Raw genomic sequence first — 22613 nt, forward strand, 5'->3', positions numbered from 1 at the left:
TGTTGTGAGGCTGAGTCTGATTCAAACCCGATTCGCGGTCAAATTGTTTTTTGAATCAAGAGGTTATGGTTTTGTCTTGATACAAGATATTGTGCACTGGCCGGAAGGAGCGTCTATGAACGGGCGTTACGCCTAAATCTAGGAGCGCCCGAAGGTGATCCTTGGTTGGATAGCCCGCGTTCCGCTCCCAACCATAGCCGGGATACTGTTGCGAAAGATCCACCATGATCGCGTCACGCGCGACTTTGGCCATGATCGAAGCGGCCGCGATGGACAGCGAAAGAGCATCGCCCTTCACCACAGTTTCGGCCGTACACGGCAGATCGGGCGGCAGGCGATTGCCGTCGATCAGGGCATGATCGGCGGCCAGCGACAATCCTTCCAGCGCGCGACGCATTGCCAGATGACTGGCCCGCAGGATGTTCAGGGCGTCTATTTCCTCGACCGTCGCATGGGCGACGCAAACCACGGCACTGGCGGCTATGTCTACGGCGATCTGAACACGGCGGCCCGGCGACAGGGTCTTGCTATCGGCCAGGCCTTGCGGGATGCGGGCGGGATCCAGGATCACCGCAGCGGCCGTGACCGGGCCGCAAAGCGGACCGCGCCCTACCTCGTCCACCCCGGCGATACGGGTGGCGCCACGGGCGATGGCCAAGGATTCGAAACTGAAATCAGGCATGGGTCAGGTGATGCCCCGCCCTAACGCCGCACGCAATGGAAAAGGCGGGGGGCCTTGCGCCCCCCAGCCGTCGGCAAACCGACGCCTTCCTGCCCGCTGGATCGTCGGACCAAGGCGAAGGGCTCCTGATCAGCGGCTGGGCCGGTAGGGGCGCGGGTCTTTCCAGCCATGCCGGGGCGGCTGCCCATGCCCGGCGCGCGCGCATCCATAGGGGCCACACGGATGGGGCCGGTACTGCACGACGGGCGGACGCGGCGGCTGCGGATGGTGCCAGCCATGGCGCGGCGGCGGCGCCGGACGCCAACCGGGATGGGGGCGCGGTGGTTCAGGCCGCATGACCGGCGCGGGCTGGCGATGGCGGTTGCTGTCGTTGAGCGCCGAGCCGATGATGGCGATGGCCGCGACACCGGCGATCACCTTCATGACATCGTCGGAATTCGCACGGGCCGGCAATGCCGTTGCAGTCATGGCCCCCATGGCAATCGCAGCCGCGCCAAGGGCGCTGACAATCTTGCGGGTGGCAGGGCGGAACAGGGTCATAGGTGTTTTCCTTTCGTCACGGCCCGCCGGGCGGAGTGCCCTGGCCGGGATAGGTCCACCCTGCGTCCGGTCGCATGGTCAGGCAAAATCACGGCGCGGTCATGGGATAACACGCACGCGGTTTATTGCTTGTCATGGGATAACAACCATCGTGTCGGGCAAGACATTGCATAACCGCGCACGGCTGCCCATCCTGACAGCATCGACCGGAAGGGAGACCCCGATGCACCGAACCTTTGCGCTTGCGGCCGTGTTGGCCGCCGGGTTTGCGCTGCCCGCGCAAGCCGCCTGCTATGCCGATTACAAGGCCAAGCAGGACAACCCCCTGCGCCTGCATTATGGCGTCATGCAGGTGTCTGACGGTGCCTGTTCGCCCGGCGCCGCCCGCGCGGAAATCGCGCCCCGCCTGAGCGCGCAGGGCTGGACACTGCTGAACGTGGTCAGCGTCTTCGGACCCGAAGGGCTGAACGAAAGGAAGGGCAATGCCGGCGCCTATTTCCTCCGCTATTGACGCGTTGCGGCGGGGCAGACGGACGGTTGCACTGGGTATGGCGACGGTGGTCGTCATTCTGCTGGCGGCGGCGGTGTTCTTGTTCCTGAACCTGCCCGATGCCAATGCCTTCAATGCACGGATCGAGCGGTTGTTCATGGAGAACGACCAACTGCGCGGCGCGACCGAAATCAAGCTGCTGGAAATCCTTGCGCAGTCGGGCACCACATTTTCCGAGGTGCTGATCAGCTATCGCATGGTGATCTTTGTCCTGCTGGTGTTTTCCACCGCATTGCTGGGGGCGGCCCTGGTGTTTCTGGTAACCATCGTCGCGCTGAACCGGCGTATCCGCGAGATGCGGCAGGCGGGCATCCAGGTTGCCTCGCTGAGTATCAGCCGGGCCGAGAATACCGTGACGCTGAACAGCATGGAGTTCCCGCTGACCGCCGCCGCCATCGAGACGCTGGCCGTGCTGGCCGAGGCGCGGATGGATGACGAGGTGCTGACCGGCGTGCAGATCGAGGCCATGATCTCCGGCAAATCCTCGGCTGATTGCGAGGAGGCGGCGGGCGCCACGCGAATCAAACGGTTGCGTGATGCGCTGGGAAACCAGTTGGTCAGCGAACTGTTGATCAAGACCATCGCGCGCAAGGGCTATGTGCTGGCCATCGACAAGGCGGCGATCCGCATGGATTAGGGCCTTGTCGGCCCGATGCCACCACGCTACCGGCAGTGCAGGCCAGCCCCGAGGTGTGACATGAGCCGATTCTGGAGCCCCCTTGTGCAGTCGCTCGTGCCCTATGTGCCCGGCGAGCAGCCAAAGGACCGTCCGTTCCTCAAGCTGAACACCAACGAGAATCCTCACGGCCCTTCGCCCCGCGCGCTGGAGGCGATCCGGGCGGCGACCGGCGACGGGCTGCGCCTGTATCCCGATCCGGTGGCGGGCGATCTGCGGGCGGCGGTGGCAGACAGGTTCGGACTGACCCCCGCGCATGTGTTTGCCGGGAATGGGTCAGACGAGGTGCTGGCACATGCATTCAACGCCTTTTTTGGCGGCGGTGGCGCGGTTCTGTTCGCCGATGTCACGTACAGCTTCTATCCCACCTATTGCAGGCTCTATGGCCTGGCACACCGGCTGATCCCGCTGAGCGAGGATTTCAGCTGTGATGTCACCATGTACCGCGGCCCATGTGCGGGAATCGTGATCGCCAATCCGAATGCCCCCACGGGGATTCCACTGAACCTTATGGCCATCGAGGCGGTTCTGCGCGCAAACCCCGATGTGGTCGTGATCGTGGACGAGGCCTATGTGGACTTTGGCGCCGAAACGGCCGCCAGTCTGATCCCGGCGCATGACAATCTGCTGGTGATCCATACTTTCTCGAAATCGCGCAGTCTGGCGGGGTTGCGGGTGGGGTTGGCCTTGGGCCAGCCACATCTGATCGAGGGGCTTGTGCGGGTAAAGGACAGTTTCAACTCCTATCCGCTGGGCCGCCTGGCGCTGGCTGGCGCATTGGCCGCCTGGCAGGACCGCGACTGGTTCGACAGCACCCGGAAACAGGTGATGGCGGATCGCGATGCCATGGCCAGCGGCCTGCGCGCGCAGGGCTTCGAGGTTCTGCCGTCGGCCGCAAACTTCCTGCTGGCCTCTCATCACCGTCTTCGCGCCGAAGCCATTCTGGCAGCTCTGCGCGAGCGCGGCATATTGGTGCGGCACTTCAGGCAGGACCGCATTCGGAACTGGCTTCGGATCTCGGTCGGAACAACCACGGAATGCGCCGCGCTTTTGGCTGCCACCGCAGAAATCCTGCGCTGATGCGACGCGCCTGGGATCGGACTTGCCCATCCCAGGCAGCTTTGCGGATGTATCAGCCGATACGGACCTCGACCGCGCCCAACCCCGCAATCTCGACCCGGCAGGATTCGCCGGGCAGCACCGGCCCCACCCCTGCGGGGGTTCCGGTGAAGATGAGATCGCCCTGCGCAAGTTCGACCAGACCGGACAGATGCGAAACGATATGCGGCACGTCCCATATCATATCGGCCACATCACCATCCTGCCGAATCTCTCCGGACACGGTACAGGTGATACGTCCCGAGACCATCGCACCGCTGACAGCCACGGGAACCAGCGTGCCGCAGGGGGCCGATTCGTCAAAACCCTTGGACATATCCCACGGACGGCGCATCGCCTTGGCCTCGGATTGCATGTCGCGGCGGGTGAGGTCGATGCCCGGCGCATACCCCCAGACCAGCGCAGCCGCCGCGTCGGGCGTCAGATCGCGGCCGGATTTGCCAATCGCCACGACAAGCTCGGCCTCGTGGTGTAGGTCCGACGTGGCCAGCGGCCAATCCAGAACCGCCCCATCCGCAACCAGCGCATCGGCGGGTTTGGTAAAAAAGAACGGCGGCTCGCGGGTGTCGGCCCCCATTTCCTTGGCGTGCTCGGCGTAGTTGCGCCCAACACAGAATATGCGACGCACAGGAAACCGCGCATCACTGCCCTGTACCGGCAAGGATGGAACCGGGGCGGGGGGGAAAACGTATTCCAAGTGAAGCTCCTCAGGGCCCGAGGGTGAAACAGCCGATGGCGCGGGCTTGCAGACGCCGACAGGCAAGATCCGCCTGATCCTGGGTCAAACCGGCAAATGTCGCTTCCCATGCGGCGCCGCGCTGTACAACCTTGCGCAAGGCTCCGTCAAGCGTGCGGGTTTCGGACAGGGCGGTTTGCAGCAACGCGCGTTCTGCCGTGCCGCGGTTGTTGAACTTGCCAAGCGTGATGGCCCAATGGCGCCCGCCCGACGTAGAGACACGGCTGACCACTTCGCCGGTTGCGGCCGCGACCGTACGCTCGATCTTTTGCGGGATCTCCGGGGTCTCGGCGACTGCTGCCATGGTCATCACAATCTCGCCAGGGCGCGCACGGGGGCGCCGCGTCGTGGTCGGGTCCAGCAAATCCGGGACAACCAACGCACCAGCGGTGCGGATGGTGCCGGGCAATGTGTCGACGTCTTCGGCCAAGGGCACATGCAGTTCGTCCGGCAGCTCTGCGTCCGCCAGATCCTCCGTCAACGGATCGCCCGGCAATGCCAGCGTTCCGCCAGCCGCATCGACAACCTGGAATGGCGTCACCTCTGGTGTCGGAGCGAGCGCGGCGAGTTCTACCTCCTCCGGCGCTTCAACCTCGACGGCTTCGGCCAGCAAGGCTTCGGGCCGGGGAGGCGGGGCCGCGATCAACGGCGCGGGGGTAGATTCTGGGGCAAGCGACTCGACGGCGGCTTCGGCAGCCGCCACCAAGGTTTCGGGCCGGGGCTGCGGCGGTGCGACACTGGCCAACACCGAACCTGCATCCGGTGAGGGCGCTGCCAGACCGGCCAGAACATCTGCCACACCGCTCGTCACCTGTGCCACCGCCTCGGGTGCGACCAGATCGGGGCGGCGCAATGGGCGCGGGGAACTGTCGCGCGCGGTCTTCAGCCGAATTGTCTTTCCCGCCCCGCCAGCCGTGGCCGGCGCCGCAACGGCCACCTGATCAAGCGCCACCGGAGGCGGCGGGCTGGTGCGAACCGTTGCCGGAGCATTACCAAACCCGATATCCAGAAGTTCCGCGACCCGCGCGTTGCGCTGTGCGGTGGATGTGCCTCCGAACACAGTGGCGATCAGGCGTTTGTTGCCGCGTTCGGCCGATGCGGTCAGGTTGAAGCCTGCCGCATTGGTGAAGCCGGTCTTGATCCCGTCGGCCCCGCGATACCCCTCCAGGAAACGGCGGTTGGTATTGGCAACCTTGGCGATTCCCGCATCTTCGGTCAGCCGCGAGAACAAGCCATAGTACTCGGGGAAATCGTAGAACAACCGCCGGCCAAGCAAGGTCATGTCCCGCGCCGTCGACAGATGGCCCTCTGCTGTCAGCCCGTTCGCATTGCGGAACGTCGATCGCGTCATACCCAGCGCCTTGGCGGTACGGTTCATCCGGGCGGCAAAGGCCGCCTCGGACCCCGAGATGTGATCACCGATAGCGCTCGCGGCGTCATTGCCGGATTTGATCGCCGCCGCCCGGATCAGATGTCGAAGGCTGATCTTCTGCCCGGTACGCAGTCCAAGTCGGGACGGGGGTTTTGCCGCTGCATTCGCAGAAACCGTGACCATGTCGTCCAGCGAAATCTCGCCACGCCGCACCGCATCAAAGGCGATATACAGCGTCAGCATCTTGGTCAGCGAGGCGGGATGCAGGCGCGTGTCGGCGTTCTGTTCCCATAACACCTTTCCGGTCCTGGCATCCATCACGATGCCAGCAAACGGCGCGGCCAAGGCCAGCGCAGGCGCCAGCAACATCACCATCATGAAGAATGCCGATACGGCAAGCCTGCGGGCGCGCTCGCCCGGACGCAAAGTCCCTGACCCGATCACGGTTCTTGTCCTTGTTCTGCCTCGACTCCGGTCTTTTTGCCGGATGACCTTCAAAAGGTAGCACAAGCGAATATTTCAGAAAACCCTCAAAGATCAGTGGCTTTTCCGCCAAAGCTACATTTCGCGCATCGCGGATTTCGTAGGCCGACAGCGGTGGACCACTAACACTGCCACACCGCCGCAGCATCGCCGCAAGAAGAACACATTTTCGCCGTAATCAACCCAATGCCGCAACCAGTGCGGGCAATCGGCCAAGGTCCGGCAATTCGCGGAACCGCGGATGGTCGGAAGGCGCCTCGGCATGTTCAAGCGCCCAGGTCTGGCCATGGGGCACATATACCCCCCAGCCCCCGGCCCGAATCGCGGGCACCACATCCGATTTCATGGAATTGCCCACCATCAGCGCCCGGTCTGATCCATCACCATGCCGCGCGAACACACGCGCATAGGTCTCGGGGGTCTTCTCCGAAACGATTTCCACCCCGTGAAACAGATCACCAAGCCCCGATTGCGCCAGCTTGCGCTCCTGGTGCAGCAAATCACCCTTGGTGATCAGCACGATGCAATGGCTGGACGAAAGCGCCTCGACCGCGTCGCGCGCGTGCGGAAGCAACTCCAGGGGGTGCGCCAGCAAATCGCGGCCCGCAGCCATGATCTCGGCGATCACCGACGCAGGCACCTGGCCATTGGTCACTTCGATCGCGGTTTCGATCAGCGAAAGTGTAAATCCTTTCACACCATAGCCATAATGGCCGATGTTCCGGCGTTCTGCGTCCAGCAGCCGGTCTTCAAGGTGATCGCGCGGCGCATGGTCGGCCAGCAGTCCCATCACATGGTCCTGTGTCAGACGATAGAAGGACTCGTTGTGCCAAAGCGTGTCGTCGGCATCAAAGCCGATGGTGGTGATCTGCATGGGCGCGCCTCCATCTCGGCTTGGTTTGGCTCAACTCTCCTGTATCCGCAAGGCACTGCTTGACCGCGCGACGCGGCTGGGTCAATTCGGGGAAGTTTGGGAAGGAGTGGCGCATGATCCGCTTGCTGGCTGTGCTGGGACTGGCTCTCGGACTTGTGACACAACAGGCCCAGGCCTCGGCCGCCACCGTGGCCGTGGATCCGGGATTTGCCCCGGTCGCATCGGCCTTGGCGCAGATGTTTTCTGCGCAAACCGGGCACGATCTGGTGCTGATGGTGGCGGCGGGCCCGGCCCTCGAAGGCACGGCAGCCGACGTTCTGCTCGCCCCCGACGCCGACCTGCCTGCCCGTCTGGCCGAAGATGGCCGGGCCGCGCCCGAATCCCTGATGACATATGCCATGGGCGCTGCGGGCGGCGACGGCGCGACCCGCCCGCGCGACGCGGTACTGCTGCGAGACGGCGCGCAAAACCCCGTGGCAAGATCCTTCATGGAATTCCTGATGACGCCCGAAGCCTGGGACGTGATCGTCTCGCATGGCTTCGGCGCACACTAGGCGACTGGCCGGATACGCCATCTAGGCACTGCCGCCGCTTTCTGGCATACCCCTCACGTTCCCCCACGAGGCTACGATGCTGGACCAAGCCGACGACATCCACCCCCTGTTCCACGGGGCACCCAAGTCCACCGAGTTCCGCAAGCTGCGCAAACGACTGGTGCAGGAGGTAAGGTTGGCGATCGAGACCTACGGCATGATCCAGCCCGGTGCGCGCTGGCTGGTCTGTTTGTCCGGCGGCAAGGACAGCTATACGATGCTGGCCGTTCTGCACGAGTTGAAATGGCGCGGCCTGCTGCCTGTCGATCTGCTGGCCTGCAATCTGGATCAGGGGCAACCGGGGTTTCCTGCAACTGTGCTGCCGGAATTCCTGACCCGCATGGGTGTGCCGCATCGCATCGAGTATCAGGACACCTATTCCATTGTCGTCGACAAGGTGCCGCAGGGCCGTACCTATTGCGCGCTGTGTTCACGCCTGCGGCGGGGCAACCTGTACCGAATCGCGCGCGAGGAGGGTTGCTCTGCCGTGGTGCTGGGCCATCACCGCGACGATATTCTGGAAACATTCTTCATGAACCTGTTTCACGGCGGTCGGCTGGCCACCATGCCACCCAAGCTGGTCAATGAAGAAGGCGACCTGTTCGTCTATCGTCCGCTGTCCTTTGTCGCCGAAGCGGATTGCGACCGCTTTGCCCGCGCGATGAACTACCCCGTCATTCCTTGCGATCTGTGCGGATCGCAGGACGGGTTGCAGCGTATGCAGGTCAAGGCGCTGCTTGATGAATGGGAACGGCGCACACCGGGCCGGCGCAACATCATGTTCCGTGCCCTGATGAACACGCGCCCGTCGCATCTTCCCGATCCAGGGCTGTTCGACTTTCTCGGGCTGGACCTGAACAGGGAACGGGCGGTGCAGCCGGATGAGGCCGTCGTGCCCCCGATCCTGAGGGATGCGCCTTAAGAAAGTGGTTAGGTTGTGGCGCTAGTCTGATCAGGCCGGATGGTCCGGCATCGACCGGAAAGCCGCCATGCCTCACCATCTGCGTGCCCATATCCGCCGCCTGCCCACGATGATGCGCTTTGCGCCCGGATTGATTCTGGCAGGGCCGCTGCTGTCGCTGGCCGCCTATCTGGTTGCAGGCGAACAAGGTCTGATCGTCGGCGTGCTGCTTCTGTCGCTGCTCGCCGTGGCGGCAAGTTCCGTCCTGATGCGACCAGCCGAGGGCACGGTCGCGGCCACATGTTCCCGTGCGCAGTTCCTTGCGGACCTTGATCGGTTTCTGATGGCCTCGGATGTCGGCGGGCAGGGTACCGGCTGCATCGTCCTGCAATTCGACGATACTGCGACCCTTCTGGATCGTCACGGCCGCGCGACGCAGACAGACGTGATCCGCCGCATCGCAGACCGGCTCTCGGGCGCGCTCCGGGCCGGGGATTCGATATTGCCGCTCGATGGCGGCGGCTATGCTGTGGCGCTGGCGCCCTCGCGGCGCATGGATCTGGAAACGGTGGTGCAGATCGCCTCGCGGCTACAGGCGAGCGCCGCAGAGCCCATCGCCATCGGCGAAAGACGGTTCCTTCTCAGCTGTTCTGCGGGGTTCTGCCTGGGGTCGCGCATCGGGCGCCCCACGGCGGCGGCGCTTCTGGATGCTGCGCAGGTCGCCGCGGATGAGGCGCGCCGCAACGGGCCGGGGGCGCTGCGCGCCTACGCCCCCGGAATGGCCAGAAAACACGCCGACCGGGATGCACACCGGGCCGAACTGGAAGTGGCGCTGGACGAAGGCCAGATCCGTGCCTGGTTCCAACCCCAGATTTCGGCAGACAGCGGCGAGATTACCGGGTTCGAAGCACTGGCCCGTTGGCATCACCCGGATCGCGGGCTCATGGCTCCTCAGGACTTCCTGCCCGGAATCGCCGAAGCGGGCCTCTCAGAGCGACTGTCAGAGGTGATGCTGTTCAACACCCTTGTGGCGATCGCACGCTGGGACAAGGCCGGGCTCAGGGTGCCGTCGGTCGGCGTGAACTTCTCGGCAGACGAATTGCGCAATCCCCGGCTGGCCGACAAGCTGAAATGGGAACTCGACCGCTTTGATCTGTCGCCTGATCGCTTGTCAATCGAAGTGCTGGAAACCGTCATGACGACAGGTGATGCCGATGTCGCCGTGCGCAACATAACTGCGCTGGCGCGGCTCGGGTGCCGAATCGACCTGGACGATTTCGGCACCGGCCACACGTCTATTGCGAACATCCGCCGCTTTACCGTGCATCGGCTGAAGATCGACCGTTCTTTCATCGCGCGCATCGACGAAGACCGCGAACAACAGCGCATCGTTGCGGCGGTTCTCTCGATGGCCGAACGGCTGGGCCTTGATACGCTGGCCGAAGGTGTGGAGACGAGCGGCGAATATGCCCTGTTGGCGCAGCTAGGCTGCGGCCATGTCCAAGGGTTTGGAATTGCCCGGCCGATGCCGTTCGAACAAACCATGGACTGGATCGTCGCCCACAACGCGCGGCAAAACGTACTCTGGCAGACAAGCGGTACTCACAAGGGGTGAAGCGCGCGGCCGATCTGGTCACGCCAGCCAGTTGGCGCGCAATTCGTCCACCGCGTCCTGCCCCAGGCCGAGTTCCGAGGTCAGATAGCCAACCTCCCCCCCGAAATCGACATCCAGCTGCGACCAGAACGCGCGCAGATAGTCGGGATCGGCCGCAAGCAGCGGGTCCAACAGCGCAGCCGGTGGCGCACCACGCCCAGGATTGCGCGCTGCCATGGCATCGAAGATGGCATCCCGCGCCGCATTGCTGACGACATAATCCGCCATGATCGTCTCGCGCGGGACACCCAGCGCGGCCAACAGCAGTGCAACAGCCACCCCGGTTCGATCCTTGCCGATCGCACATTGCACAAGCAGACCGCCGCGGCTGGCGAGGGCTGCCTCGAACACCCCGCGCAATGCGGTGGCAAAGCGATGCGGCATACCGGAATACACATCGAACATCGCAATGCGAACGTCCTGCGGCGTTGCCGAAGGATCCCCCACGACCCGCGTCGCCGCAGAGGGATCCGCCTCCGGTGGCTCCATCGCCAGCGGGATGCCAGCAGCGGGAAGCAGGGACGGGTGCCGTTGATGTTCGCCCGCACTGCGCAAATCGCAAACCGCGTTCAGCCCAAGAAGACGCAAGGTTTCCGCGCCAGCCGCGTCCAACTGGTGAAAATCCCCTGATCGGAACAAGCGCCCGGCCCGGATGCGGCGCCCGCCATCCCCCACAAGACCCGCGAGACTGCGAAAATTCAGGAACTGCGGCGCGACAACCGGCTGTGGCTGGATGGGACGCAGAATTTGTGCCGGGACGTTCATGGGGGGCTCCTGTCGCGGATCATCGGGATCAAGAACACAATCCCGCCATATTCTTAGCCCCTATTTCGCCATAATTCTATCCCGAATTGACCACAATTGACAGCGCGCACGCCTGACGTGCGGGCAGCAACAGGCATTTGAGGGGATGGGCGCTCGGGACTGGCCAACCCGGACAAGAGAGATTATCTAGGGCCAGCCAACATGAATGGAACCTGCATATGGACGACAAGCGCGGTCGGGTCACGCGCGACGGGATCCGAATCTACGATGCATCCGACTTTGCCGGCATGAGAGCGGCGGGACGGATTGCCGCCGAAATTCTGGATGAGGTCGGCCCGCTGGTGCAGCCGGGCGTGACAACCGAATCGCTTGACGCATTCATCGCGGATCGCGTCACAGCCAAAGGTGCAACCAGCGCAACCATCGGCTACACCCCGGCCGGACGCGATCCCTATCGTCATGCCTCGTGCATCTCGATCAACCATGTGGTGTGCCACGGCGTTCCAGGCCCGAAGGTTCTGGGCAATGGCGACATCCTGAATATCGACGTCACGGTGATCGTCGATGGCTGGTTCGGAGACAGCAGCCGCATGTATGTCGCTGGCAAGGTGCCGCTGAAGGCCCGCCGCCTGATCGAAGTAACCCACGACGGCCTGATGGCCGGCATTGCTGCTGTAAAACCCGGAAACACGTTCGGGGATATCGGGCACGCCATCCAAAGCCATGTCGAATCCCATCGCATGAGCGTGGTGCGCGATTTCTGTGGTCACGGGCTGGGCCGCGTTTTCCACGCCCCGCCGAATGTTCTGCACTATGGCCGTCCCGGCACCGGCCCCGAACTGCTTCCCGGCATGTTCTTCACGATCGAGCCCATGGTGAACCTGGGGCGTCCGGAAACCAAGGAACTCGCCGATGGCTGGACCGCTGTCACGCGCGACAAATCCCTGTCCGCCCAATACGAGCATTCGGTCGGCGTAACCGAAGACGGCGTCGAGATATTTACCCTTTCACCTGCCGGTCTGTTCCGCGCAGCGCTGGACCAGACGCTTCTTCCTTGAGCAGCAAGACCAGCGCCAGCACGGTCAGACCGACGCCAACCAACACCAGCGCAGGCGGCGGATCGCCGCCCAGCGCAAGCTCCCAGCCGATCACCCATGTGGGGACAAGGTAGGTGTAGGCCATCACCTTGGCGCCCGGTAGCCGCTGGCTGGCCCAGGCCAGCAGGAACGCCGTTGCCCCGGACGCGATCAGCGCAAGATAGGCCAATGTCACCCAGACCAGCGGTGGCAAGGCCAACCAATCGGTGGCAAGAACCGGGCCGACACCCCAGGGCAGCAATGCAACGAACCCGCCAACCAGCAACAGGGTGGTGGCGACCAGTTGCGGCTCGCCCCGGTTGGTCAGTTTCATCGCAGCGGGCAGGGCTGCATGAAAGATACACCCGACAAAATACACCGCCTCGCCGCGCCCGATATCGAACCGCAGCAAGGTGGCAAAGTCTGCACGAAAGATCACCCACAGCGCACCGGATGCCCCGACCGCAATCGCCAGCGCCATACGCGGCGTCGTGATCTGCCGCAACAACAGCCAGCCAAAGCCCGCAGAAAGCAGGGGCGACAGGGTAAAGACCGCTGCGGTTGCCACAGAGCTGGCGGTTTTCAATCCCTCCAGCATCAGAACGAAATAAATCGCGTAGATCCCGCCCAGCAGGGCCCAGCGCCAAGGCGCCCGGACATACGACCGACGGAAACCGGGGCCAAGCAGGGCCAGCGCCCCCATGCCCAGCGCCGCAAGCAGGAACCGCGCCTGAGTCAGCGCCGCAGGGTCAATCTGATTGGCCACCCGAGACCCAAGGCTGAACGATCCGGCGACCAATGCCGAGAAGGCCAGCATCGCCAGATGCCCCTGGACATGCGGCGCCAGTCCTTTCATGCCGAGGCGGCCAGAACCGAAGGGCCAGCCCCAGTCCAGCTACGGGCCTCCGCCTTCAGATGCGCCAGAAATGCCTGCACCTTGGGCGTGCGATGCAGATCGACATGCGTCACCAGCCACAATGGCGCGTTCCACTCGGACCGCGACGGCATCACCTGCACCAGATCGGTGCAGCCCGCCGCTTCGTGGAGGGACACAAACCCAATGCCCATTCCCGCCCGCACAGCCGCCAGCAAGGCCGCTGATTCCGTCCCGCGAAATGTCACTCTGTCGGGATCGACGTGCTGGGACATCCAGCGGTAGAACGGCGCGCGCGTGCCGTCACCTTCGATGCCGACAAAACGGTGGCGCGCAAAGCCCTCGGGCCCCTGAGGGAGCCCATGCGTTTCGGCATACTTGCGCGACGCGAACAAAGCGGCTTCGATCCCGCCGAAGGATTGCACCACATTGTCGGGATCCTCGGGGACCGAACCGGCGCGAATCGCCACATGCGCCTCGCCATATTCCAGACGAAAGACGCGGGCGTCGGTCAGAAACCGCACATTCACCTGGGCGTGACGCGCCTGAAAACTGGCCAGGACCGGCACAAGAAGATTTGACATGCCAACGATCGATGTCACGACCAGATCGCCCGCCACTTCGGCCCCCTGACCCCGGATCCGGCCGGCCAGTTGCCCGAACTGGTCCGCCGCCGACTCGGCAACCTTGAGCAGGTCGCGCCCCGCCTCGGTCGGGGTATATCCGCGGGAATGGCGCTGGAACAGCTTGGCGCCCAACCGTTTTTCCAAAGCGTCAATATGCCGGATCACTGTCGCATGGTGGACCCCAAGAACCTCTGCAGCCCCCGAGACCGTTCCCAGTCGCGCCACTTGCCACGCGGTACGCACTTCGTCCCAACTATCCAAATCGCTGCCCCCGTGACCCGAAACCTGAGGTCAAGCTTGGCGTGCTCTGGTGTCAGCCGCAAGGGGTGGGGTTTAACTCGGCAATCGCTTCGATTATTTTGACTGTTTGGTCAAGGAAAGACGCTATGACGATCCACATCGGGGCCCGGCCGGGCCAGATTGCAGAAACAGTACTTATGCCCGGCGATCCCTATCGGGCCCGCTGGGCGGCGCAAACCTATCTTCAGGATGCCGAACTGGTGAACGAGGTGCGCGGGATGCTGGGCTATACCGGCACTTGGCGCGGCCACAGGGTGACATTCCAGGCCCATGGCATGGGAATGCCGTCGATGTCGATTTATGCGAACGAACTGATCCGTGACTTCGGCGCCCAGCGCCTGATCCGCATTGGCAGCGCCGGCGCCCTGCAAGAAACGGTAGGGCTGCGCGATCTGGTTCTGGCGCAGGGATGCAGCACGCTGGGCAGCCCCTCGCGAAGCTTGTTCTGCGAGATGCAGTTTGCCCCGATCGCAGATTTCGGCCTGTTGTCTTCCGCCAATGCCGCCGCAGAGCGGCGGGGCCTGCCGGTACATGTCGGCGGCGTCTACTCCTCGGACACGTTCTATGACGAACGTCAGGATCTGTCGAACCAGCTGCGCCGCCACGGCACGCTCGCAATCGAGATGGAAACAGCAGAACTGTACACACTTGCCGCACGGCATGGGCGCAAGGCACTGGCGGTGCTGACAATCTCGGATCACATCCTCACGGGTCAGGAACTGTCCTCGGCAGAGCGGGAGAGCGGTTTTGGGGCGATGGTCGAGGTGGCCCTCGAGGCTGCCTTCGCATGACCCGTCTTTGCGTGCGACCCGCTGGGCCGCAACGCTCGCTCTCCCCGGAGCCCGCACATCAGAGTCAGGCCCTATCGGGTCGTGCGTGACAGTCTGCCAAGGCACTGCCCCATAGGGGCGCCTGCGGAACATCCGCGCGGCCGCCACTCGCAACGACCGATTCTCTTGCAACGTGCAATTCCTGCGACGGGGCACTGGACAAGACCAGCCGGCGCGTTTAAACGCTCCATCGGTCAGCCCCAATAGCTCAGCTGGTAGAGCATTTCATTCGTAATGAAGAGGTCGGCGGTTCGAGTCCGTCTTGGGGCACCATCATCACAGACCATAGAACCTCCGCGCTTTCGGATCGGCGGCAGAGTAGCGATTCCCTCCTGTCTGATAGATCCTTGGCATTTCAGCCCACGGTCGGCACGCCAGATCAGCGCATTTACCACAACCACCAGGCACGCGGCTCTGCTTCAGCCGAAGGGCCAAAGGAGATTGCGGCGTAGCCTACTTGCGTAGGCCACCGCCACGCTGCGGGCAGGTCATGCGCCGTCCAATGCCCCGGCAATCCGGTCTGCCAGGCGGCGGGCCACCTCGTCCTTGCCCATCATGGGCCAGCTTTCCTGTCCATCGGCCGAAATGATTGTGACCGCGTTGGACGAGCCACCCATGATTCCGGTATCGGGGCGGACGTCATTGGCGACGATCCAGTCGCATCCCTTGCGCAGCCTCTTGGCGGTGGCATGGGCAATCACCTCGTCCGTCTCGGCCGCAAATCCGACTACAAGGCCAGGACGGGCCGACGGATGCCTGGAAACGGTTGCCAGAATGTCCGGGTTCTCGGCGAATTCCAGCCCCGGCGCGCGGCCCGTGCCATCCTTCTTCATCTTGGACCCGGCGGCATTCGCCACGCGCCAGTCGGCGACCGCCGCCGCCATCACCGCCGCATCGGCGGGCAACGCGGCCTCTACGGCCTCCAGCATCTGGCGTGCCGTTTCCACCTTGATCACCTGCACCCCAGACGGCGGCGGCACACTGGCCGGCCCGGTAACAAAGATCACCTGCGCCCCCAGATCACGAAGCGCCGCCGCCAGGGCTGTGCCCTGCGCCCCCGAAGAGCGGTTTGCAATATAGCGCACCGGATCAATCGGTTCGTGCGTCGGGCCCGATGTGACCAGAACGCGCCGCCCGGCCAGGGGACCGGCAGCCAGTGCTGCCTCGATCCCGGCAAGGATGTCGGATGGCTCCACCATGCGGCCCGGCCCGAATTCGCCACAGGCCATGGGTCCGGCATCCGGTCCCAGAACCCGCACCCCATCTGCCACCAACGTGGCCAGGTTGCGGCGGGTCGCAGGGTGTTCCCACATCCGCACATTCATTGCAGGCGCGATCATCACCGGCTTGTCGGTCGCCAACAACAGGGTAGATGCCAGGTCATCGGCATGGCCACCCGCCATCTTGGCCATCAGATCCGCCGTCGCCGGCACCACGACCACCAGATCGGCGGCGCGCGACAACTGGATATGGCCCATCTCTGCCTCTTCGGTCAGATCGAACAGATCCTGATGCACCTTGTGCCCGGCCAGCGCGGACACCGTCAAAGGTGTCACGAACTGCGCGCCTGCGCGCGTCAGCACAGGCACGACCGATGCCCCTCGGTCCCGCAGGCGCCGAATCAAATCCAGCGCCTTGAACGCGGCGATGCCGCCTCCGATGATCAGAAGGATGCGCTTGCCCGCAATCATGCCGCCTCTCCCTGCCAGCCCGGCCCCTGCTTAGCACCCTTTCGCCTTTAACGGGAATGCCAAGCTGCATCGCAGCGCAAGAATCCCGCTCAGGGCGTCAGGCGCAACGCGGCATCGGGCAGGTCAAGCGAGGGATCGAACCGTCCATGCGCCAGAAATTCCAGCACCTGCGCGATCACCAGTGGCGAGTTCATCAGGAAGGTATGCGTCACCGGCAGAACGATATGGTCCGTCATTCCGGCCACCCGCGTGCTTTCGACCGACACCTTCCCATCGTCTGCGCCACGGATCATCGCCGAGGAAATCGGATTCATCGACCGATTCCCCGCAATGACGCCCAAGGGGAAATCCGCCTCCGGCAATCCGCGCGGCACCGATCTGCCATCCGTCCCGAGCTCCAGCCCCGCCGGGCCGTTCACCCATTCAAAGGCGCCAAGGCTCCCCAGCTTGTCCACCAGTTCCGACCCCTTGTTGGGCGGTGCCAGCATGACAACCCGCCCCATATGCGCAGGACGATGATGCGCCAGCCAGTCGCGCGCCAGTATGCCGCCCATGGAATGGGTCACGAAATGCACGGTCAGGTCAGGTCCGCATTCCGCAACCGACGCGCTGACATACTTTTCGGACAGATCATGCACCTTGCTTTCCGTCGAAGGATACCCCTGGTTGATCACCCGATAGCCCTTGGCCTCCAGGGCTGCCTGCATCAACAGGAACGAGGCCTCGGTGCGCGCCAGGCCATGCAGCAACACCACGCAATCGGCGCGGGCAAAAGCCGGTGTGACCAGCAGGACAAGGGCCAGCAACATTCGCATCCCCACAGGGTGGACCTCCTGCCACCGCGCGGCAAGAGCCCGCTGGACATTCCCCCACGTCGTGCCACAGGAATTGCACATGAAACACCGATCTCCCCGACTTGCGGCCCGTGCGCTGATCCTGCACGACGACCGTCTGCTAATGGTCAACGCCTACCCCGACGGGATGTCGGATCTCTGGTGCGCTCCGGGTGGCGGCGTCCATTCCGGCACCTCGCTGCCAGAGAACCTGCGACGCGAGGTGCATGAGGAATGCGGCCTTGACATCATGGTCGGGCCGCCCTGCCTGGTGAACGAATTCCATGATCCCGCCACCGGCTTTCACCAGGTCGATATCTATTTTCGCTGTCGTGTCGCAAGCGATCATCTGCCCGCTGGCTGGCGCGACCCTGCCGGGGTGGTCGCCCACCGCCGTTTCGTCACCCGACCCGAGCTTGCGACGTTGCGCCACAAGCCGGATAGCCTTGGTCAGGCCGCCTGGGGCCAGGGGATCCTTTACGATCCGCTCGAAATCATCCTGCGCTGAACCGGCCGCGCGCCCTGATCGACACATCCTCGGGGGGCAGACTGGCCGTCAGGCCAAGAGGGGGCAGACAGCCCCCCAGGCCCGCTCAGATGGCAAAGACCCGGCTCGGGTGCAACTCGCCGCCCATATAGCGCCCGACGGCAACCGCGCGCCCCTGATGGCTCGCCCAGCATTCGGTGCCATAGGGCAGGTTGCCGATCACCTGTCCGGGGTTGCCATTGCGCAACCGTACCGCGCCCTGATCGGTGGCCTGGACCTGCGGCAGATCCTGCAATCCCGCCTCGACCGGCAACAGGCGAGCCTCCAGATCCGGTGTGCGCGCCATCCGTTCGATCTCGTCCAGCGAAATCCCGGCATCGGCATGGAACGGGCCGGACCATTCGCGCCGCAGCCACGCCACATGGCCCAGGCACCCCAGGGCACGACCCAGATCGCGGGCGATGGACCGGACATACCCGCCCTTGCCGCAGACCATTTCCAGATCGGCATGGTCGGCGTCGGGGCGGCCCAGCAGTTCCAGCCGCTCGACCCACAGAGGGCGCGCGGCCAACTCCATCGCCTCGCCCTCCCGCGCGATGTCATAGGCGCGTTCACCGTCCACTTTCACAGCCGAAAACTGCGGCGGAACCTGCATGATGTCGCCGCGGAACGCCTCCAGTGCGGTCTCGATCTGTGCATCCGAAGGGCGGCCGTCACGGCTGTCGATGACATCGCCCTCAGCATCGTCGGTGGTGGTCGCTGCGCCGAATCTGATGCGGAACCGATAGCATTTCACCGCATCGGTGATGAAGGGCACCGTCTTGGTCGCCTCGCCCAGGGCAATGGCCAGAACGCCTGTTGCAGCCGGATCCAGCGTGCCCGCGTGACCCGCCTTCTGCGCATCCAGCGCCCAGCGCACCTTGCCCACCACCGAAGTCGAGGTCACGCCGGCCGGCTTGTCCACGACCAGCCAACCCGAAACCGCCTTGCCCTTGCGCCCGCGTGCCATATCTTCCCCGAATTGCTGTGAAGCCCCGCCCGATACCCGCGTGACCCGCCTGCGTCAACCGCCTGTGCTTGACCGGCCTGCCCCGACCCCCTATACCGCGCGAGTTCGTGGCCGGATTCGGCACCGGACCTTTGACTGTTGACCGCGTGTTCCGGGGGCTTCGCCGGAATTTGGTCACAGCAAGGCAAGCAACAACGCGGCCGTTCTCCGGCGGGCAGCAGGACTGACCCGATCGAAGACCAGGAGCTCTTGGCGCGGCAATCACTTCGCGGAAATACCGCGAGCAGGACAAGGACATTCGCGCATGAACCTCATCGCGCAGATCGAGGCGGAACAGATCGCCGCCCTGAACAAGAAGATCCCGGATTTCAAGGCTGGCGATACCGTTCGCGTCGGCTTCAAAGTGACCGAAGGCACCCGGTCGCGGATCCAGAACTACGAAGGCGTCTGCATCAGCCGCAAGGGCGGCAGCACCGTCGCCGCGTCGTTCACCGTGCGCAAGATCTCGTTCGGCGAAGGCGTCGAGCGTGTGTTCCCGCTGTACTCGACCAACATCGACTCGATCGAGGTTGTGCGTCGTGGCCGCGTGCGTCGCGCCAAACTGTACTACCTGCGGTCGCGCCGTGGCAAATCCGCCCGGATCGCCGAAGTCGTCAACACGAAACCCAAATCCGAATAAGGACCGGAGCCATGAAAGACGGAATCCACCCCGACTATCACATGATCACGGTCAAGATGACCGATGGCACCACCTATCAGGTCCGCAGCACCTGGGGCAAAGAGGGCGATACCTTGTCGCTCGACATCGACCCGCTGGCGCATCCGGCGTGGAACGGCGGTTCGTCCAAGCTGATGGATACCGGCGGTCGCGTGTCGAAGTTCAAGAACAAATACGCCGGTCTCGGCTTCTGAGCCCGTTGCGGCGGGGGCGCGTCATGCCCCCGCACAGATCAAGAATCAAAAGAGCCGCCAGCGCACTGGCGGCTCTTTCATTTTGCCAGGGCAGCCTGGCCTTGCAAACCGCTGCCCGCCCGGAACAGGGCCCGGCAGGTCAGGCGCGGTTCAGTATCATTTCTTGCCGATCCGGGGTTCCTGACCCGCCAGAATGCGCCCGATGTTCGCTCTGTGCCGTTCAAGGATGATCAGCGCCAGGGCAGCGGTCAGCACCAACAGGTCCGGGCGATCCATCCCCCAGGCAGCCAGCGGCGACAGCACCGCCGCGACAAGCGCGGAAAGCGACGAGATGCGCGTAGCCGCCGCCGTCAGCAACCACAGCCCGCAGGCGGCAATCCCGACCGGGAAAGACAGCGCCAGAAGCGTGCCCAGGAACGTCGCCACCCCCTTGCCCCCTTTGAAGCCCAGCCAGACCGGGAACAGATGGCCCAGAAACGCCGCCACCCCGGCCAGTTGCGCCGCATCCTCGGCCAGTGCCCAGCGGGCCAGCAGCACTGCGAGGCCGCCCTTGCCCGCGTCCAGGATCAGCGTCAGGAACGCCGCAAGTTTGTTCCCCGTGCGCAGCACGTTGGTGGCCCCGATGTTGCCGGACCCGATACGGCGCAGATCGCCCAGACCAAAAGCCCGCGCAATCACGATCCCGAACGGAATGGAGCCCAGCAGATACCCCAGCACCACCGTCAGGCCAAGCAAGGGCAGCGATGTGACGACCTCAGGCATCCGCGCCTCCGAAAACCTGCTGCCCGGCAACCCAGGTGCCCAATACCTTGCCCTGCATCCGGGCGCCGTCAAAGGGGGTGTTCTTGGATTTTGACCGCAGCTTGAAACGGTCGAGCACAAAGGGCGCATCCGGGTCGAACAGCACCAGATCTGCGGGGGCGCCGCTGGCCAGTCGTCCGCAGGGCAGGCCCAGCCGCCGCGCCGGGTTCAGCGCCATGGCGCGGAACAGGCCGGGCAAATCCATCGCGCCCGCATGGTACAACCGCAACGCGGCCGGCAGGAAGGTCTCCAGTGCAACCGCCCCGGCCGCCGCCTCCTCGAATGGCAGGCGCTTGGATTCCTCGTCGGCAGGGGTGTGCATGGAACACAGCACATCAATCAGCCCGCTGGCCAGCGCCTCGACCACGGCCAGCCGATCATCCTCTGACCGAAGGGGCGGGGTCAGCTTGAAGAAGGTCCGGTAATCTCCCACGTCGAATTCATTCAGGGTGACGTGATGCACGGAAACCCCGGCGGTCACGTCGAACCCGTTCGCCTTGGCCCGTTCCAGCGGCGGCAGGGCGCGGGCGGATGTGATCTGGTCCGCGTGATAGCGCACGCCTGTCATCTCGACCAGCGCCAGATCGCGGTCCAGCCCCATGCGTTCGGCCAGCGGCGATACGGCGGGCAACCCCCGCAAGGACGCAAACTTGCCGCTGGTTGCCGCCGCGCCTTTGGACAGCACGGGTTCCTGCGGATGGCTTACGACCAGCGCGCCCAGGCTGCGGGCATAGGTGAAGGCCCGCGACAGCACCTTGGCATCGGTCGTCACGTGATCGGCATCGGTAAAGGCGATGGCGCCCGCATCCATCAGAAAGCCGATCTCGGTCATCTCGCGCCCGTGCCGGCCCTTGGTCAGGGCGGCCATGTGGCGAATGTTCACCGGCGCGGACTCGCGTGCACGGCGGATGACGAATTCCAGCACCTCGGGCGTGTCGATGGGTGGCGCGGTATCGGGGCGGGCGATGATGGTCGTCACCCCACCCGCCGCCGCCGCAAGACCGGCAGAGCGAAAGGATTCGCGGTGCCGCTCGCCCGGCTCGCCAATCTTGACACCCCAGTCCACAATGCCGGGCGCAAGGCACTTGCCCCCGCAGTCTATGACCGTCGCCCCCACCGGCGCTGCGGCATCGCGCCCAAGGATGCGCCCCTCGGCCACAGTCAGCGTGCCGGGTTCATCGGTGCCGGATTCCGGGCAGATCAGCCGCGTATTGGTGAAATGAAGCGTCATTCCGCCCCCCTCTGGATGGCGCGCATCAGGCCGATGACCTTGCGCCCGTCGTGAATGCCCTCGAACCCGATCTTGCGGGTGGTGGTCCTGCCCTTGGCGGTGTGGTGCGTCTGGGCGGCGAACAGCACCGTCTGCGGATCGGTATCGACCAGTTCGACCGGCGAACCGGGGCCGATCTCCCAGGATTTCAGGGTGCGGCCCCGAAACGGAAAATCCGATGCGATGAAGGCCCGTTTGTTCGACAGCGAATAGAAGCTGTGCCGCCGCATCCACCACGATCCGATCGGCCGGGCCACCATGATACCGATACCGACCGAAAAATGGATCAGGCCGAACATCCAGAAAAACCCTCCCGCCGTGGACGCAAGCAGCATCCAGACGGCGGCGAACCCCGCAAAGATCAGGCCGAACACCCCGGCCACCAGATCGACCCACTCCAGCCGAAAGCCGGCATCGGGCTGGCCCTGCCAAAGGATATGCTCGTCCGCGTCAAGAATCCCGTGCCAACTGTTGGGCCGGTCTGTCATGCCGCACCCCTGGCCTGTTCGATGGCAGCGATCACGCGGGCGGGCTGGGGCTGATACTTGATCAGGTGCTTGTCGCCCTGGCGGGTGATCAGTTGCACATCCCCCAGAAAGGCGCGCACGGTCACGATGTCTTGCAGGCGAAAGGCGCGCGCGCCCGGCAGGATCAACCGCCGGTCGGTCAGTTGCCAACGAAGCGCCAGCACCTCGGACGCCAGATAGCTGCCCCGCACCGCCAGGGCCAGAACAGCCGCCACCGGCCCGACCCATGGCGCCGCATTGCCCAGCGCCAACAAGGCCACACCGGCCACCACCCCGCCCAGCGCCGCCATGATCAGATGCCCGCGCCAATACGCGGCACGGTCAGGGCGGAACTCGGCCAGCAGCCGTTCGCCCGGCTCGGGCTCCAGCCCGCCATGCAGGGCGGGGCCGGTCATCCGCCGACCCACACAAAGACGAAGGTCAGAACCGCAA

At 64.5% G+C, this 22613-nt stretch carries 26 protein-coding genes and 1 tRNA gene; 12 read left to right on the top strand and 15 right to left on the bottom strand.

Features of this window, described 5'->3' with window-relative positions; translation table 11 throughout:
* Nucleotides 1–55: 55 nt before the first annotated feature.
* Together BW970_RS15315 and BW970_RS15320 are read right to left on the bottom strand one after the other, a co-directional pair.
* The gene (locus tag BW970_RS15315; RefSeq protein ID WP_076533040.1) at nucleotides 56–682 is read right to left on the bottom strand and encodes a ribonuclease HII; all 627 of its coding nucleotides are present in this window, start codon (nucleotides 680–682) and stop codon (nucleotides 56–58) included.
* Between the two features lie 129 nt (nucleotides 683–811).
* Nucleotides 812–1222 (bottom strand): hypothetical protein, encoded by a 411-nt coding sequence (locus BW970_RS15320; RefSeq protein WP_076533042.1) that lies wholly within the window; start codon nucleotides 1220–1222, stop codon nucleotides 812–814.
* A 223-nt stretch (nucleotides 1223–1445) separates the two neighbouring features.
* Between BW970_RS15320 and BW970_RS15325 the strand changes: the two genes are divergently transcribed.
* The 3 genes from BW970_RS15325 to BW970_RS15335 are packed head-to-tail and all read left to right on the top strand — an operon-like array spanning nucleotide 1446 to nucleotide 3528.
* On the top strand, nucleotides 1446–1733 hold the full coding sequence (locus tag BW970_RS15325; protein ID WP_076533052.1) for a hypothetical protein: 288 nt from the start codon (nucleotides 1446–1448) through the stop codon (nucleotides 1731–1733).
* On the top strand, nucleotides 1705–2409 hold the full coding sequence (locus BW970_RS15330) for a winged helix-turn-helix domain-containing protein (protein ID WP_076533054.1): 705 nt from the start codon (nucleotides 1705–1707) through the stop codon (nucleotides 2407–2409). The genes BW970_RS15325 and BW970_RS15330 overlap by 29 nt, the downstream gene beginning before the upstream one ends.
* A gap of 60 nt (nucleotides 2410–2469) precedes the next feature.
* Nucleotides 2470–3528 carry a pyridoxal phosphate-dependent aminotransferase gene (locus BW970_RS15335; RefSeq protein ID WP_076533056.1) on the top strand — a complete coding sequence of 353 codons (1059 nt, stop codon included), beginning with the start codon at nucleotides 2470–2472 and terminating at the stop codon, nucleotides 3526–3528.
* Between the two features lie 52 nt (nucleotides 3529–3580).
* Here the strand turns inward: BW970_RS15335 and BW970_RS15340 are convergent, their stop codons facing one another.
* The 3 genes from BW970_RS15340 to BW970_RS15350 all read right to left on the bottom strand — a co-directional run bounded on the left by BW970_RS15340 (nucleotide 3581) and on the right by BW970_RS15350 (nucleotide 7032).
* Nucleotides 3581–4264, bottom strand: a complete 684-nt coding sequence (locus BW970_RS15340) for a fumarylacetoacetate hydrolase family protein (protein WP_076533059.1) — start codon at nucleotides 4262–4264, stop codon at nucleotides 3581–3583.
* Between the two features lie 10 nt (nucleotides 4265–4274).
* Nucleotides 4275–6053, bottom strand: coding sequence for a D-alanyl-D-alanine carboxypeptidase family protein (locus BW970_RS15345; RefSeq protein WP_076533387.1), 1779 nt, complete (start codon nucleotides 6051–6053; stop codon nucleotides 4275–4277).
* Between the two features lie 283 nt (nucleotides 6054–6336).
* A complete protein-coding gene (locus BW970_RS15350; protein WP_076533061.1) occupies nucleotides 6337–7032 on the bottom strand; it encodes an HAD family hydrolase in 696 nt (231 codons plus the stop codon).
* Between the two features lie 113 nt (nucleotides 7033–7145).
* On the opposite strand from BW970_RS15350, the gene BW970_RS15355 reads away from it, so the two are divergent.
* The 3 genes from BW970_RS15355 (at nucleotide 7146) to BW970_RS15365 (ending at nucleotide 10141) form a co-directional block, all read left to right on the top strand.
* Entirely contained in the window at nucleotides 7146–7586 is a 441-nt protein-coding gene (locus BW970_RS15355; protein WP_076533063.1) for a type 2 periplasmic-binding domain-containing protein, read from the top strand.
* Nucleotides 7587–7662: 76 nt separating this feature from the next.
* Nucleotides 7663–8547 carry a tRNA 2-thiocytidine(32) synthetase TtcA gene (ttcA, locus tag BW970_RS15360; RefSeq protein WP_076533065.1) on the top strand — a complete coding sequence of 295 codons (885 nt, stop codon included), beginning with the start codon at nucleotides 7663–7665 and terminating at the stop codon, nucleotides 8545–8547.
* 67 nt (nucleotides 8548–8614) lie between these two features.
* Nucleotides 8615–10141 (top strand): putative bifunctional diguanylate cyclase/phosphodiesterase, encoded by a 1527-nt coding sequence (locus BW970_RS15365; RefSeq protein ID WP_076533067.1) that lies wholly within the window; start codon nucleotides 8615–8617, stop codon nucleotides 10139–10141.
* Between the two features lie 18 nt (nucleotides 10142–10159).
* On the opposite strand, the gene BW970_RS15370 is transcribed toward BW970_RS15365, so the two are convergent.
* Nucleotides 10160–10945 (bottom strand): tyrosine-protein phosphatase, encoded by a 786-nt coding sequence (locus BW970_RS15370; RefSeq protein ID WP_083701309.1) that lies wholly within the window; start codon nucleotides 10943–10945, stop codon nucleotides 10160–10162.
* 218 nt (nucleotides 10946–11163) lie between these two features.
* On the opposite strand from BW970_RS15370, the gene map reads away from it, so the two are divergent.
* Complete coding sequence (map, locus tag BW970_RS15375; protein WP_076533069.1) at nucleotides 11164–12003, top strand: type I methionyl aminopeptidase; 840 nt, start codon at nucleotides 11164–11166, stop codon at nucleotides 12001–12003.
* On the opposite strand, the gene BW970_RS15380 is transcribed toward map, so the two are convergent.
* Together BW970_RS15380 and BW970_RS15385 are read right to left on the bottom strand one after the other, a co-directional pair.
* Complete coding sequence (locus BW970_RS15380) at nucleotides 11945–12877, bottom strand: DMT family transporter (RefSeq protein WP_076533070.1); 933 nt, start codon at nucleotides 12875–12877, stop codon at nucleotides 11945–11947. The genes map and BW970_RS15380 overlap by 59 nt on opposite strands.
* Nucleotides 12874–13782 carry a LysR family transcriptional regulator gene (locus BW970_RS15385; protein ID WP_076533071.1) on the bottom strand — a complete coding sequence of 303 codons (909 nt, stop codon included), beginning with the start codon at nucleotides 13780–13782 and terminating at the stop codon, nucleotides 12874–12876. The genes BW970_RS15380 and BW970_RS15385 overlap by 4 nt, the downstream gene beginning before the upstream one ends.
* Nucleotides 13783–13907: 125 nt before the next feature.
* On the opposite strand from BW970_RS15385, the gene deoD reads away from it, so the two are divergent.
* Both deoD and BW970_RS15395 read left to right on the top strand, forming a co-directional pair.
* A complete protein-coding gene (gene deoD, locus BW970_RS15390; protein WP_076533072.1) occupies nucleotides 13908–14612 on the top strand; it encodes a purine-nucleoside phosphorylase in 705 nt (234 codons plus the stop codon).
* A gap of 236 nt (nucleotides 14613–14848) precedes the next feature.
* Nucleotides 14849–14924, top strand: a tRNA-Thr gene (locus BW970_RS15395).
* Nucleotides 14925–15139: 215 nt separating this feature from the next.
* Here BW970_RS15395 and coaBC read toward each other — a convergent pair.
* Nucleotides 15140–16342 carry a bifunctional phosphopantothenoylcysteine decarboxylase/phosphopantothenate--cysteine ligase CoaBC gene (gene coaBC, locus BW970_RS15400; protein WP_076533074.1) on the bottom strand — a complete coding sequence of 401 codons (1203 nt, stop codon included), beginning with the start codon at nucleotides 16340–16342 and terminating at the stop codon, nucleotides 15140–15142.
* An 89-nt stretch (nucleotides 16343–16431) separates the two neighbouring features.
* Entirely contained in the window at nucleotides 16432–17151 is a 720-nt protein-coding gene (locus BW970_RS15405) for a lipase family alpha/beta hydrolase (RefSeq protein WP_371870138.1), read from the bottom strand.
* A gap of 85 nt (nucleotides 17152–17236) precedes the next feature.
* Here BW970_RS15405 and BW970_RS15410 point away from each other — a divergent pair, with 85 nt between their 5' ends.
* Nucleotides 17237–17683, top strand: a complete 447-nt coding sequence (locus BW970_RS15410; RefSeq protein ID WP_076533077.1) for an NUDIX domain-containing protein — start codon at nucleotides 17237–17239, stop codon at nucleotides 17681–17683.
* 85 nt (nucleotides 17684–17768) lie between these two features.
* Here BW970_RS15410 and truB read toward each other — a convergent pair whose 3' ends face one another.
* Nucleotides 17769–18671, bottom strand: a complete 903-nt coding sequence (gene truB, locus BW970_RS15415; protein ID WP_076533078.1) for a tRNA pseudouridine(55) synthase TruB — start codon at nucleotides 18669–18671, stop codon at nucleotides 17769–17771.
* Between the two features lie 304 nt (nucleotides 18672–18975).
* Here truB and rplS point away from each other — a divergent pair, with 304 nt between their 5' ends.
* Nucleotides 18976–19350 (top strand): 50S ribosomal protein L19, encoded by a 375-nt coding sequence (gene rplS, locus BW970_RS15420; protein ID WP_076533080.1) that lies wholly within the window; start codon nucleotides 18976–18978, stop codon nucleotides 19348–19350.
* Between the two features lie 11 nt (nucleotides 19351–19361).
* Nucleotides 19362–19583 carry a 50S ribosomal protein L31 gene (gene rpmE, locus BW970_RS15425; protein ID WP_076533082.1) on the top strand — a complete coding sequence of 74 codons (222 nt, stop codon included), beginning with the start codon at nucleotides 19362–19364 and terminating at the stop codon, nucleotides 19581–19583.
* Nucleotides 19584–19739: 156 nt separating this feature from the next.
* Here the strand turns inward: rpmE and plsY are convergent, their stop codons facing one another.
* Genes plsY through BW970_RS15445 form a run of 4 tightly spaced genes read right to left on the bottom strand, consistent with a single transcriptional unit; the run spans nucleotide 19740 to nucleotide 22576 of the window.
* Complete coding sequence (gene plsY / locus BW970_RS15430; protein ID WP_076533084.1) at nucleotides 19740–20345, bottom strand: glycerol-3-phosphate 1-O-acyltransferase PlsY; 606 nt, start codon at nucleotides 20343–20345, stop codon at nucleotides 19740–19742.
* Nucleotides 20338–21615, bottom strand: coding sequence for a dihydroorotase (gene pyrC, locus BW970_RS15435; protein ID WP_076533086.1), 1278 nt, complete (start codon nucleotides 21613–21615; stop codon nucleotides 20338–20340). Before pyrC ends, plsY begins: the two co-directional genes overlap by 8 nt.
* A complete protein-coding gene (locus BW970_RS15440) occupies nucleotides 21612–22142 on the bottom strand; it encodes a hypothetical protein (protein WP_076533088.1) in 531 nt (176 codons plus the stop codon). Before BW970_RS15440 ends, pyrC begins: the two co-directional genes overlap by 4 nt.
* On the bottom strand, nucleotides 22139–22576 hold the full coding sequence (locus tag BW970_RS15445) for a hypothetical protein (protein ID WP_076533090.1): 438 nt from the start codon (nucleotides 22574–22576) through the stop codon (nucleotides 22139–22141). Before BW970_RS15445 ends, BW970_RS15440 begins: the two co-directional genes overlap by 4 nt.
* Nucleotides 22577–22613 lie beyond the last annotated feature (37 nt).

The sequence above is a fragment of the Gemmobacter megaterium genome, assembly GCF_900156815.1.
Lineage (GTDB): Bacteria > Pseudomonadota > Alphaproteobacteria > Rhodobacterales > Rhodobacteraceae > Wagnerdoeblera > Wagnerdoeblera megaterium.